Genomic DNA, 13,616 nt, shown 5'->3' on the forward strand with positions numbered 1-13,616 from the left:
CCTTCACTTGCCGCGCCGGGTATCCGGCCACGGCGCAATCGGATTGCCCTGCCATCGGGTCGACGCGGGGACGGTGTCCCCGCGCATCACCAGCGACGCCGGGCCCACGGTCGCACCGGCGCCGATGCGGGCCGCGGGCAGTGCCACGCAGTGCGGGCCGAGGGTGGCTCCGGCCTCGAGGGTCACGCTGTCCATGGACATGATCCGATCATGGAACAGATGTGTTTGCACGACACAGCCGCGTTCCACCGTCGCTCCGTCGCCGAGGCTCACCAGATCGGCCTCGGGCAGCCAGTACGATTCGCACCATACTCCGCGCCCGATGCGCGCGCCGAGCCCGCGCAGCCAGATGTTCATCACCGCGGTGCCGGTGGCCGCGCGCGCGAACCACGGCGCGGCAACGGTTTCCACGAACGCGTCGCACACCTCGTTGCGCCACACGAACGAACTCCAGAGCGGATGTTCCACCTTCCGGATACGTCCGACGATCAGCCATTTCGCCGCCACCGCGCACGCGCCGGCCACGGCGCCGGCGATCAGCAGCACCACACCGGAACAGAGTGCGGCCAGCCAGTATCCGGGCCCGGAGGCCAGCCAGGCCAAGGCGAACAGCACACCGAGCCCGATGCCGAAGCTGAGGATCACCGGGATCAGCCGGCAGGTCTCCACCAGCGCGCGCGCCAGTTTCAATCGCAGCGGCGGATCGAAGGTGCGCGCGGTGTCGGAATCGCCGGCGGTGCGGCGCAACCGCACCGGCGGGCTGCCCAGCCACGACGAACCCGCCTTCGCCTTCTCCGGCGCCGCCGACAACACCGCCACCAAACCGTTCTTGGGCACCCGCCGTCCGGGCGCGGTCATACCGGAGTTACCCAGAAAGGCCCGCTTTCCCACCTTGGCGCCACCGATGTGCATCCAGCCGCCGCCGAGTTCGTAGCCGGCGATCATGGTGTCGTCGGCGAGGAAGGCCCCGTCGGCGACCTTGGTGAATTTCGGCAGCAGCAGCACCGTCGACGCCTCGACGCCCTTGCCCACGTCGGCCCCGAGCAGCCGCAGCCACAGCGGAGTGAGCAGGCTGGCATACAGCGGGAACAGGAAGGTCCGCGCGGAGTCGGTGAGCCGTTCGGTGGCCCAGGCCTGCCAGCCGACACGACTACGCACGGGGTGGTAGCCCTCGGCCAATCCGATCGCGAGCACGCGGATCGCGACGACGGTCACCACAGCGAAGACCGCGAGCACGATCAGCGCGGCCACCGGCAGCACCAGCATCGCGTGTGCCAGCGCCCCGGTCAGCGTTGTTTCGTCGCGGATCCACCAGGCCAGCAGCAGTCCGCCCGCGGCCAGGGCGAACACCGGCAGCGCCGACAGCAGCATCGAGGTGACGCCGAAGACGAGCACCCAGTGCAGTGCGCGCGGCGGTGTGCCGGCGGGCCAGCGATGTTCGGCGGGACCGACTTTCACCGCGGGCGATCCGGCCCAGCTCTGGCCCGCTTTCACCTTCCCGAATACCGCCGAGCCCGGTTCCACGACGGCGTTCTTGCCGATCACCGCGCCGGGCATCACCGTGGAGCGGGAACCGACCACCGCGCCGGGCCCGATGCGGATTTCCCCGATGTGCACGAGGTCGCCGTCGATCCAGTATCCGGCCAGGTCCACTTCGGGTTCGACGCTGCAGCCGTCGCCGAGTTCGAGCATCCCGGTGACCGGCGGCAGCGTGTGCAGGTCGACGCCGCGCCCGATGCGTGCCCCGAGCGCGCGGGCGAACGGCACCATCCACGGTGCGCCGGAGAGGTTTTCCGCGCCCGCGGCCTCGGCCATCCGCACCGCCGTCCACAGGCGCAGATGGACCGAGCCGCCGCGTGGGTAGCTGCCGGCTCGCACGCCGCGCAGCAGGATGCGGGCGCCGGCCACGCAGATCGCCATCCGGCCGGGCGGTGAGATGAACAGCACGAATCCGGCCAGCGCCCACCACCACGACAGTCCCGGCATCCACGGCAGCGCACCGAAGCGGGAGGCGATGTTGGTGACCACACCGAGCCAGGTGAGCCATTGCAGGCCGGTGAGGGTGGTCAGCGGCACCGAGGCCAGCACCTGGAACCATTGCGCGCGCCGCGGTGTCGGGGTGACGTGGCGGGTGGGCGCTTGTTCGGTGGGGGCGGCGGCGTCGATGAATTCGGCCAGCGCGCCGAGGCGCGGATGATCGTAGAGGTCGGCGACGGTGATCTGCGGGAGCCGTTCGCGCAGCGCGGTGACCAGCTGCGCCGCCGACAGCGAACCGCCGCCGAGGTCGAAGAAGTCCGAGTCCAAGTCGTCGACATCGGCGCCGAGCACCGAATGCCACAGTCCCGCAAGCCAATACGCGGTGCCGTCCAAACCCGCGCCGGGTTCGCGGTCGGCGCCGGGCAGCGGCCACGGCAGCGCGTCACGGTCGACCTTTCCCGATGTGCGCGTGGGTAATTCGTCCAGCACGGCCAGCCGGGGCACGAGAGCCGCGGGCAGTCGTTCGGCGAGCAGTTCCCGCGCGTGCGACAGGTCGATGCCGTCGTCGCCGGTGGACAGGTAGCCCACGAGGATCGGGGTGCCGGTGGCGGTGGTGCGCACGGCGGCCGCGGCGGCGGTGACGCCGGGCAGATGTTGCAGCGCGGCGTCGAGTTCGCCGAGTTCGATCCGCCGTCCCCCGACTTTGACCTGGTCGTCGGCGCGGCCGAGGAAGATCAGCCCCGCGGGGTCGTTGCGCACCATATCGCCGGAGCGGTAGGCGCGCTGCCATCCGAGGGTCGGCATCGGCGCGTACTTCTCGGCGTCCTTGGCCGGGTCGAGGTAGCGGGCCAACCCGACGCCGCCGATCACCAGTTCACCGGCTTCCCCTTCGGCGACCGGTGCGCCGTCGGCGTCGACGACGGCCAGATCCCAGCCGTCCAGCGGTAATCCGATGCGCACCGGCGGCGTGCCGGTGAGCTGTGCCGCGCACGCCACCACGGTGGCCTCGGTGGGGCCGTAGGTGTTCCACACCTCGCGGTCGTCGCTGCCGGCGAGCCGCTCGGCCAGTTCCGGGGGCACCGCCTCGCCGCCGAAGATCAGCAGCCGCACCGCGTCGAGCGCTTCCGGCGGCCACATGGCGGCCAGGGTGGGCACCGTGGACACGATGCTGATCTCGCGGCGCACCAGCCAGGGCCCCAGATCCATCCCGCTACGTACCAGCGCACGCGGCGCCGGCACCAGGCACGCGCCGTGCCGCCACGCCAGCCACATCTCCTCGCAGGACGCGTCGAAGGCCACCGACAGTCCGGCCAGCACCCGGTCGCCGGGCCCGATCGGGTCCTGCCGCAAAAACATTCGCGCTTCGGCGTCGACGAATGCGGCGGCGTTGCGGTGGGTGACCGCCACCCCCTTGGGGGTTCCCGTGGAGCCGGAGGTGAAGATGATCCACGCGTCGTCGTCGATCGTGGGGCCGGGCGCGTCGGGATCGGCCGGCGCGCGGTTGCCGTCTCCACGCGGGTCGGTGCCGTCTCGGCCCACGGCGGTGTCGTCCGCGCGCATGGCGGTGTCGTCTCGGCGCACGGCGGTGATGCCGTCGGCAGTGACGACGGCGGCGACCGCGGCCTCGCCGAAGACCAGTTCGGCGCGTTCCTCCGGGTCGTCGGCGTCGACGGGGACGTAGGCGGCCCCGGCGCGCAGGACGGCGAGGATGGTCACATACAGCCGTGCGGTTCCCGAGGGGATCCGCACTCCGACCCGGTCGCCGCGCCGGATGCCCGCCGCCCGCAACTCGGTTACCGTCGCGTCGATCGCCGCGAGCAACTCCCGATAGGTCAGTACCTCCGTGCCGTCGTCGACGGCATCGGCGTCGGGGTGCGCGTGTGCTGTTTCGGCGAGGATGTCGACCAGTGTGCGAGGCTGCGCCGCGGCGGCGCCGCGCAGCAGCGGCGAGGCGGGAGCCTGCGCGGTACGCCGGCCGGAGTCCGGGTCGGCGACCTCGGTCCCGTCGGTTTCGGTCACCGCCGAGGCGGAGGGGCCGGCATCTGCGCGGGTTCGGGAATCCGTCGCGGTCTCGGAGCTCATCGGAGCTTCGGGGTCCGTCGCGGTCTGGGAGTCCGTCGAGACCGGGGAGTCCGCAGAGCCTGTGGGTTCGGGGGGCTCACCATTCGTGTCGCTGCCCGGGGGCGCGGTGAGTGGCGCGTCGGTAGCGCCCGCGCCCGACTGCGAACCGACGATCACGTTGCTGCCTGCCTCTCCCGTTCCCGGCTATCGGACGTCCGGTTCTCTCACATTGGGGTTACCGTTGCGCAAACACCAGCTGTCCGGTTCACGCGCGTCCGGGCCGCCGCAGCCCCCGACGATCGCACCGTCGGCCCGCCCTATTGTCCCAACACAACCGCACGTGGACTCTCGCGGGGGCGACGGGCGCGTTCGCCCGCGATATGCCGGGGTCTCGCCGACCACGCACTGCCTCCTGCGAGCGCCCGGTCAGCTGTCGACGTGTACGTGCGGGCGCTGATTCGGATCGGCGACAGCGCGCCGCAGAATCTCCCGGGTCACCGGCGCGACCTCGCCCTCACCGACGAACAGGAATTTCAGCAGGTTGAGCAGCGGATTGCCCTCGGTCCATTCGAAATACACGTGCGGATTCATGCCGGTGCGATCGCGTATCGCGAGCAGGATCGCGGCGATCGAGTTGGGCACCGCGGCGGCTTCGACGGAGAGGATTTTGTAGCAGTCGATCTCGACCGCGCCGACGTTGAGGTCGGTGGAGAATTCCGAGGCGTCCTTGACGATCACCTCGAGGAACAGGATCGGTTCCTTGGCGGGGATGTGGCTTTCGATCCGCTGTTCGGCTTCCTTCTGCCGGTAGTCGTCGGGCCGGCGGGCGTCGACGTCGTCGAGGTCGTGGGTGACGATGCGGATGGTGCCCGAGGCGGCGATCTTGTCGATGAGCCAGGCCGCCTTGTCGTCGAAGTCGACCTCGATGGCCCGCAGCTCGAACGCGCGCCGCGCCCGCGACACGAACGACACCACGATGATGGCGATGATGAACAGCGAGGCCAGCTGCACGCCCTCGGGGCGTTCCACGATATTGGCGATGGTGGTGTAGACGAATACGGCCGCCACGGCACCGAATCCGAAAACCTTGCCGCGCTGGCGTTTTCGTGCCGCGGACAGGGTGACGGCGACGGCGGCGGAGGTGATCAGCACGAGCACACCGGTGGCGTAGGCGCCGCCCTGGGCGTCGACGTCGGCGTCGAAGTACCAGGTGATGCCGAAAGCGATCACCGCGAACACCAGCACCAGCGGACGGGTGGCGCGCGCCCATTCCGGCGCCATGCCGTAGCGGGGCAGGTACCGCGGCACCAGGTTGAGCAGTCCGGCCATGGCCGAGGCGCCGGCGAACCACAGGATGGCGATGGTGGAGATGTCGTAGACGGTGCCGAATCCGTTGCCCAGATACTCGTGGGCCAGATAGGCCAGCGCGCGGCCGTTGGCCGATCCGCCGGATTCGAATTCGCGTTCCGGGATCAGCACCACGGTGATGAAGCTGGTGACGATGAGGAATGCGCTCATGATCAGCGCGGCCGTGGTCAGCAGTTTGCGCGCGCCGCCGATCCGCCGCTCCGGGTGCTCCTCGGTGTCGCCGGGGCCGCCTTTGATCTGCGGCATCACCGCCACACCCGTTTCGAAACCCGAGAGTCCGAGCGCGAGTTTGGGGAAGACGAGCAGCGAGATGCCCACCATCGCGAAGACGCTGCCGTGCTGGGCGGTCATGGCGTGGCCCCAGTCGACGACCAGGTGCGAGGCGGTGGCGACCTTCCACACCCCGACGACAGCGACCACCAGGTTCAGCGCCAGGTAGACCCCGACCAGCCCGATCGCGATCCGGATCGCCTCGGCGAATCCTTTGAGAAAGATCGCGGCCAGCAGTGCCAGCAGGGTGAGGGTGATCGCGAGCCCGTGCCCGTGCAGCGCGTGCGGCACGAACGGATTCTCGACGATGTGGGCGGCGCCGTCGGCTGCCGACAGCGTCATGGTGATCACGAAGTCGGTGGCGGCGAATCCTAGCAGGACGAGGATGAACAGTTTGCCGGTCCAGCGGGGCAGGATATCGGCGAACATGGCCAGCGATCCGCCGCCGTGCGGAGATTCGCGGGCCACTCGCCGATACACCGGCAGCGCGCCCAGCAACGTCAGCGCGACCAGCACCAGCGTCGCCAGCGGGGACAGCACGCCGGCGGCCAGTGCGGCGATGCCGGGCTGATAGCCGAGGGTGGAGAAGTAGTCGACACCGGTCAGGCACATCACCTGCCACCACGACCGTTGATGCTGCTCTTCGGCCTGCTTCACCATCGGGCCGGGATGGCGGGAGTAGCGGTCCTCGTCGGCGCCCTGCAGCAACCAGTCCGTCAAAGCCGAACGCGGTCGTCCGGTGGCGGTGGCGGTCACGTGATCCCCCTCGGGAGCATCTGTCCGGGCATCCCGGAGTCCAGCGATATCCGGGTCAATGTACGTGGGCCGCCACCGCAGCCACGCAGACCGGATGTCGTGCGCGTCAGCGCAAAACGGCAAATCAGACACACAATCCGGCAAATCCGGCGCAGGCCCGGCCGATGACTACCGTTCACCGGCCGCGTCGCGCTGTGAGCGGAGTCACCCACCCCGATATCATCGCAGGTGGATCCCACCGACCGAGCCGGCCGCGCTGCCTGCGTCCGGTTTGCCGGACCACCCACCGGGTACCCGAGTGTTTCGTGTCCCACGTCGCAGCATCGCGGCCGGGCGCGCAGCAACCGAAAACAGGTGAGGAGGAGCGCGCGTGAGCACCAGCCTGCCGCACGCCCAGCAACGACGTTCGGTGGCCGCCGCGGCCATGGGCAACGCCACCGAGTGGTACGACTACGGCGTCTACGCGGCCACCGCCTCCTATCTGACCGACGCGTTCTTCCCCGGCTCGCTCGGCACGCTGGGCACGCTGCTCGGTTTCGCCATCTCCTTCGTGCTGCGCCCGATCGGCGGCATGGTGTGGGGCCCGCTCGGCGACCGAGTCGGCCGCAAACTGGTGCTGGCCACCACGATCCTGCTGATGGCCGCGGCCACGGGCTGCATCGGCATCCTGCCCACCCATTCGGCGGTGGGTATCGCCGCGCCGATCCTGCTGATCCTGCTGCGCGTCGTGCAGGGATTCTCGACCGGCGGCGAATACGGCGGCGCGGCCACCTACATCGCGGAATCGACCGATGAGCGCCGCCGCGGATTCCTCGGCAGCTTCCTCGAATTCGGCACCCTGTCCGGATTCGTCGGTGGCTCCACGGTGGTACTGATCCTGCAGGTTCTGCTCTCCGACGACGCGATGCAATCGTGGGGCTGGCGCATTCCGTTCCTGCTGGCGGTGCCGCTGGGCCTGATCGGCTGGTATCTGCGCAGCAAGCTCGACGAATCACCGGTATTCACCGAGGTCGCCGAGCATCAGAAGGCCCAGGGCGGGCTGCGGGTGCTGCTGCGCGACTACCGCCGCGAACTGCTGACCATCGCCGGACTGGTGGTCGCGCTCAACGTCGTCAACTACACGCTGCTGGCGTATCAGCCGACCTATCTGCACAACACCCTGGGCATGGGCGATTCCGAGACCACGGCGATGGTGCTGGTCGGCCAGATCGTGATGGCGCTGGTGCTGCCGGTGTCGGGGGCGGTCTCCGACCGGGTGGGTCGGCGGCCGATGTGGCTGGTGTCGCTGGTGGGGCTGGCGATCCTGGCCATCCCCATGTACTGGCTGATGGCTCAGGGCGCGGTGTGGGCGATCGTCGGCTTCGTCGTGCTGGGCCTGCTCTACGTTCCCCAGCTGTCCACGATCTCGGCGACCTTCCCGGCGATCTTCCCGACGCAGGTGCGGTACGCGGGATTCGCGTTGGGCTACAACATCTCCACCGCCGCGTTCGGCGGTACCGCACCGCTGATCAACGAGTCGGTCATCGACGCCACCGGCTGGCATCTGTTCCCCGCCTACTACATGGTGGGCGCGTGCCTGGTCGGCCTGGTGGCCTGGTTCTTCCTGCGCGAGACCGCGGGCGTCTCGCTGGCCGGCACCGAGGTTCCCGACGCGGCCGACGAGGAACCGGTTCCGCAGCCCAGCTAGAGCTTCCTGAGCTTGCCTAGGTCCACCGCTTGCGGCGGATGCCGCGCTCGTGTGTGATCGAGCGAGCCCGCACGCGGCAGGGCACGGCCCGGAAGGAACGACGAGTCCAGATGCTCCCACTGGAGTCCGGTGATCCGGCGACCATCGGCCCCTACCGGCTGCTCGGGGTACTCGGCTCCGGCGGAATGGGCCGAGTCTATCTGGGCCGCAACGCCGGTGGCCGCACCGTCGCGGTGAAGGTGGTGCGACCGGATCTGTCGGATGATCCCGAATTCCGCACCCGGTTCCGGCGGGAGGTGGCCGCCGCGCGGCGGGTGACGGGCGCGCATGCGGTGCCGGTGCTGGACGCCGATGTGGAGGCGGAGCGGCCGTGGCTGGCCACCGGGTACGTCGCGGGGTTGTCGTTGCGCGAGGCCGTGGACTCGTTCGGGCCGTTGCCGGAATCGGCGCTGGTTCCGCTGGCCGCGGGCCTGGCGCGGGCGCTGGCCGATGTACACGCGGCCGGGGTGGTGCACCGCGATCTGAAACCGTCCAATGTGCTGCTGACTCTCGACGGGCCGCGGCTGATCGATTTCGGTATCGCGCGCGCCGCCGACGACGACGGCACGCTGACCACGACCGGCAAGGTGATCGGTTCGCCGGGTTATATGGCGCCGGAACATATTTCGGGCGATGCGCCGGTGGGGCCGGCGGTCGATGTGTTCGCCCTCGGCGGGGTGCTGGTGTATGCCGCCAGCGGCAGTGGGCCGTTCGGTTCGGGTGATTCGATCCCGATGCTGTGGCGGGTGATGCAGGAACCGGCGCGCCTGGATGGCCTGCCGGCGGCGTTGCGTCCGCTCGCGGGAGCATGCCTGGACAAACAACCCGGTAATCGCCCGACGCCAGCCGAGGTCGAAAGGCAGTGTGTGGCATTGGGTGACGCCCGGTCGGGGTGGTTGCCGGGACCGATCCTGGAGGCGGTCAGCCGTCAGGCGGTGATGCTGCTCGATCTGGATTCCGGTCCGGTGCCGAACGTTCCGCCGGTCACGCCGCAGAGCGCGCCCGACATTCCCTCGACGCTGATCGGCTCCGGCGCCGTAGGGCACCCGCACACGCCCGTGCCGCCGACCGAGGCGTCACCGCCGACCGTACGGCGGTCGTTTCCGGGCGATGCGGGCCGGTCATCGACCTTCACCCCCGGCCACTTCCCGAACACCGGTATGCCCGGGCGGACGGGTTCGTGGCCCGGCGCGCCGTCGCAACCGTCCGCACCATGCGATCCCCACGGCTACACCCAGGCCGGCGCACACGCTGAAAGCCCTCCCGCACACAGCAATTCGTCGCGGCGCCGGATGGTGATGATCGGATGCCTGGCCGTGGTGTTGGTGGCGGCGGCGGTGATCAGTGCCACGCTCGCCTTCCGCAGCGCGTCATCGGATCGGCCGGCGTCTGCTCCCGGTACCGAAACCTCGGTCGAGACCGAGGACACGTCGGCCCCGGAGGCCACCGCCGCCGAGACGACGGCCGCGGGAAGCGAGTTGGCGGCGCTGCCCGCCGATTACGCGGGCACCTGGAAGGGCACCGCCACCGACGGGCTGGCCACCTACGACATCGTCGTCACCCTGCGCGCGGGCGCGGTGGGCACGGAACTGGGTACGGCGAGCAATACCGGCCGGACCAGTGGTCTCACCTGCCGGCGCGCCGAAACCCTCACCTCGGCGAGCAATTCTGCGATCACGCTGCGGGCCCGCTTGGTCTCGGGCGCGACCTGCATGGACGACGGCCAGTCCTCCACCCTTACGCTGAACCCGGACCACACCGTCGCCTATTCGATGACCGGCCCGATCGGCGCCATCACGGGAACGCTGCGGCGGCAGTGAAACCGGCTGCGGCACAACGGTTGTCGCCTCGGCCGTCTCATGACGGCAGGCGCACCACCGCGATCGCCGGTTCGCTGAGGCTGCCCAGGTACAGGGTCCCGTCGGTTTCGGCGACGCCGGTGACCATCGCGTACCGGTCGGGTTCGCGTTGCAGGTCGTGGACGAGGGTGCCGTCGAAGTCGTAGGCCTGTACCCAGACGGTGCGGGCGGGTTTGGGCTGCAGGGCCGGCGGGATGGCGCGCACGAGACGGCGCAGCACACCGGGCAGCGGAAGCAACGTGTCCAGCACCGGGTTCCGCGGTGTGACGAGCGCCGCCCAGACGAGGCCGTCGCTGCCGAGCCCGAGATTGTCGGGGCAGCCGGGCAGGTTCTCCACCAGATGGTCGGTCTCGCCGGCGCGGGGGCCGGTGAGGTGGTGGCGGGCGATGCGGTAGCCGCCCGTTTCGGCGACCAGCACACAGGAGCGGTCGGGGGCCAGGACGATCCCGTTGGCGAATTGCAGTCCGTCGACCAGGGTTTCGACTCGGCCGTCGGGGCCGCGGCGGAACAGCCGGCCGGTGCCGGAGTGTTCGAGGATGTCGCCCATGTAGTCGTCGAGCGGGTAGCGACGGCTCGATTCGGAGAAGTACACGGTGCCGTCGGTGTCGGCGACGACGTTGCTGGCGAAGTTCAGCGCTACGCCGTCGACCCGGTCGCACAGGGTTTCCAGGGTGCCGTGCGGGCGGTCCAGGCGCAGCAGTCCGCGCTCGGCGTCGCAGATCAGCAGCGATCCGTCGGCCTCGGCGTGCAGGCCCAGCGGCCGCCCGCCGGTGTGCGCGATCTGCTCGACCGCCCCGGTGGCCGGGTCGACCGCGAGGACGGCGCCGTCGGCGATGCCGGTGACGACCCGCCCGTCGGGTGCGAGCACTACATCCTCGGGACCGTCCCCGGGCAGTTCGAGCAGCCGCAGGTCGGGCATGGGCGGATCGCTGTGCGGGGCGCGCGCCCGTGCGGGCGCCGGCGGGGGAGTCCACCGGGTCGGCTGGAAAGACATGACTCACCTTATCCACCGGGCGGCGGCCCCGAGGCGTCACCACCTTCGGCGCAGGCGGGTGATCACCCCGGTGTCGGCGGGCAGGCCCGGCGGTCGGTGGTGCACAGCAGTCGCCGCGTCGAGCGAGTCGATGGAATCACCTCGAGTGCAACGGGTTACGGCCTTCCCGCCCGGCCGTACAGTGCCCGGTGATCATCAGCGCCGGCGAGCACGTCGATGCGCTGTCGGCATGTGGCGGCACCGGCGCGTGGTTCCGCCGGTCCTGGTTTCGGTTTCGACGGGATAGTGGTGTGACGAGTGTCAGGGCTCCGGAGCGAAGCGGTGCGGAGGGCGATTTCTGGGATACGGCGCGGTGGCGGCCCGCAGTCGTGGCCGGGCGCTGGGCGCGGTGTCTCGGCGCGAGCCGGGGACGACGGGTCGCGGCGTGGCTGCTGCTGACGGTCCTGTTGCTGTTCGTCGCGCCGATCGGTGTGGGTGCGGTAGCGACCGCGCAGTCGCGGACCGACGCCGCGGGTGCCTCGACAATCGATGCGATCGGCTGGATGGACGTACGGGATTCGTCCGGAACAGCGGTCTCGGACTACGTCTTCGCCACCAACCACGGCAGCCTGCTGCACCCTGGGAACACCGCGCTGTCGACGGTGCTGGATTTGGAGTTCGCCGGTTTCATGGCGATCGCTGTCACCGCGATCTGGCTGATCGGGTACGCGATCAGTTTTCGCTGGCTGCAATTGGTCTCGGTGCCGCTGACCGAAGTCGCCGATACCCTCGCCGGACAGATCGGCACCCCGATGGTCATGACGGTAGCCGCCAGTGTCGGCGCGTTCTTCGTCGCGTGGTTCGTCCTGCGGGGGCTGTTCAGCAAGGCCACGCTGCAGGTACTGACGATGCTGGCGGTCGCGCTGTTCGGGGTCGGCTATCTCGCGCATCCGATGGCCGATGTGCTGTCGCCCCACGGGCTGCTCGCCGAGGGCCGCGATGTGGGAGTCGCGGTGGCGGCCGGGCTGAACGGCGATGCGAATCCGAACCCCCAATCGGTGATTGCCACGATGGAGAACACGCTGGCCGACAATTTCGTGCGCCACCCGTTGCAGGTCTGGAATTTCGGGCATGTCGTCGATCGCTCGCCGGCGTGCCGGGCCGAATGGTCGGCAGGAGTCGCGGCGGGCAGTGACGCCCGTGTCGCGCGCGGCATGCAGCGCTGCGGCGATACCGCGGCCTACACCAAATCTCAGAACCCCAATGCCGGGCAGGTCTGCACCGGTCTGCTGCTGTTGCTCTTCGCGGCGGTGCTGCTGCTGTTCGGGGTGTATCTGTCGGGCAAGATCGTGGTGGCGGCGGCCGAGGCGATCTATCACGCGTTCATGGCGATATTCGGTTTCGCGGCAGGCGGTTTCGTCTACGGGCCGACGCAGACCTTCCTGGTCCGCAATCTGGTCGACGCGTTCGTCTCGGCGGGCAAGATGGTCGCGTTCACCATCTATCTCGGTGTGTACGCGCTGGTGCTCGACGATCTGTTCCGGCAGACCCCCGGCCAGGGGATGGAGGTGATCTTCGTCGGCGGTGCGGTGATGGTCGTCGGCGTGGTGTTGTTGCGCCGAGTGGGCAAGAACGTCGCCACGCGCGGCAATCAGGCTGTGGCGCGGATCGGTTCGGTTCTCGCGGGCGGGCAGTCCGGTGCCGGTGGTGCGGCTGCGGCGACGGCCGCGGGCGCGCCCTCGGGTTCGGAGCGGCTGCTCACCGCGCTGGCGGCGATCAACACCGTCAACGCGAACCCGGTGGCCGAATACATGATGGGGCGCAGGCGTTTTCCGCTCAGCTCGCGCTCGCGGCTGCGGCAGGACGCGGAGACGGCCAATATGCGCATCGCCGCGGAGTCGGGGCGCCGAGGCTGGATCCTGAACTACAACCGGACCAGGGAACAGATCATCGACTCGGCTCGCTCGGCTGCCGGCGAATACGGCCACACGCCGCTGGGCGCCGCGGTCGCGGTGGATCGCGTCGTCGACCGCGGCGGCGGCCTCGGTGACGCCGATTCCGCCCTGACCAGCGCCGGTTTCACCGACAAGCAGATGCGTCTGGATGCCATTCGCGCCTACAACTACCGCACCAGCTGGGGCCCCAACATGTGGGACGGAGACAAACATATCGGCCAGGCGATCGCCTCGATGAACGTCCTCAAACTCGGGCGCACACCGGCGAACGTGGCGTTGTTCCAGCGCACGGCCCACCGGCTGGCCAACCGCCGGTTCGCCGACCCGCAGTTGCGGTTCACCAGTTTCGCCGCCGAGGAGCAGGCGTTGCTGCGCGCCTACTTCGCCAACCCGAGCAAGCCGGTGATCGAACGAATCAACCAGGTCGCCACCGGTTCGGCGACCACGCTGCCCGGAATCACCGGCACCGTCGAACCCGAACGCGCGGCATTGATGAACCGCTTCATCAATGTGCATCTCAGCCGCAGCTATCTCGCGGCCGCACAGGCGGAGGATCTGCCGGCTGCGTCGGAGATTCTGCGGAAGATGGCCTTGCCCGAGTACTGGCTGGGGACCAGCAAACTGACTCCGTCCAAGGCCATTCCGACGTTCTGATGCCGATCGATCCGTCG

The 13,616-nt window shown here is 69.7% G+C and carries 6 protein-coding genes; 3 read left to right on the forward strand and 3 right to left on the reverse strand.

The genetic code is table 11. The features are described 5' to 3' along the window. Nucleotides 1-3: 3 nt before the first annotated feature. Entirely contained in the window at nucleotides 4-4,059 is a 4,056-nt protein-coding gene (locus tag ACPCUW_RS24250) for a Pls/PosA family non-ribosomal peptide synthetase (protein WP_423427287.1), read from the reverse strand. A 405-nt stretch (nucleotides 4,060-4,464) separates the two neighbouring features. Then, nucleotides 4,465-6,336, reverse strand: coding sequence for an amino acid transporter (locus ACPCUW_RS24255; RefSeq protein ID WP_423427353.1), 1,872 nt, complete (start codon nucleotides 6,334-6,336; stop codon nucleotides 4,465-4,467). Between the two features lie 520 nt (nucleotides 6,337-6,856). Here ACPCUW_RS24255 and ACPCUW_RS24260 point away from each other — a divergent pair. Together ACPCUW_RS24260 and ACPCUW_RS24265 are read left to right on the forward strand one after the other, a co-directional pair. Next, nucleotides 6,857-8,119 (forward strand): MFS transporter, encoded by a 1,263-nt coding sequence (locus ACPCUW_RS24260; RefSeq protein WP_063016801.1) that lies wholly within the window; start codon nucleotides 6,857-6,859, stop codon nucleotides 8,117-8,119. Between the two features lie 110 nt (nucleotides 8,120-8,229). After that, nucleotides 8,230-9,978 (forward strand): serine/threonine-protein kinase, encoded by a 1,749-nt coding sequence (locus tag ACPCUW_RS24265; protein WP_423427288.1) that lies wholly within the window; start codon nucleotides 8,230-8,232, stop codon nucleotides 9,976-9,978. 37 nt (nucleotides 9,979-10,015) lie between these two features. On the opposite strand, the gene ACPCUW_RS24270 is transcribed toward ACPCUW_RS24265, so the two are convergent. Further along, the gene (locus tag ACPCUW_RS24270) at nucleotides 10,016-11,011 is read right to left on the reverse strand and encodes an SMP-30/gluconolactonase/LRE family protein (RefSeq protein WP_423427289.1); all 996 of its coding nucleotides are present in this window, start codon (nucleotides 11,009-11,011) and stop codon (nucleotides 10,016-10,018) included. Nucleotides 11,012-11,301: 290 nt separating this feature from the next. Between ACPCUW_RS24270 and ACPCUW_RS24275 the strand changes: the two genes are divergently transcribed. After that, nucleotides 11,302-13,599: a hypothetical protein gene (locus ACPCUW_RS24275; RefSeq protein ID WP_423427291.1), complete on the forward strand. Its 2,298-nt coding sequence runs from the start codon at nucleotides 11,302-11,304 to the stop codon at nucleotides 13,597-13,599. Nucleotides 13,600-13,616 lie beyond the last annotated feature (17 nt).

Source organism: Nocardia sp. AB354 (assembly GCF_049538315.1).
In the GTDB taxonomy this organism is placed as follows: domain Bacteria; phylum Actinomycetota; class Actinomycetes; order Mycobacteriales; family Mycobacteriaceae; genus Nocardia; species Nocardia nova.

What these genes read in the sequence shown, in the direction of transcription:
- ACPCUW_RS24250 (WP_423427287.1), bottom strand. Translation starts at nt 4,059, where the DNA reads ATGAGCTCCGAGACCGCGACGGATTCCCGAACCCGCGCAGATGCCGGC.
- ACPCUW_RS24255 (WP_423427353.1), bottom strand. Translation starts at nt 6,336, where the DNA reads ATGGTGAAGCAGGCCGAAGAGCAGCATCAACGGTCGTGGTGGCAGGTG.
- ACPCUW_RS24260 (WP_063016801.1), top strand. Translation starts at nt 6,857, where the DNA reads ATGGGCAACGCCACCGAGTGGTACGACTACGGCGTCTACGCGGCCACC.
- ACPCUW_RS24265 (WP_423427288.1), top strand. Translation starts at nt 8,230, where the DNA reads ATGCTCCCACTGGAGTCCGGTGATCCGGCGACCATCGGCCCCTACCGG.
- ACPCUW_RS24270 (WP_423427289.1), bottom strand. Translation starts at nt 11,011, where the DNA reads ATGTCTTTCCAGCCGACCCGGTGGACTCCCCCGCCGGCGCCCGCACGG.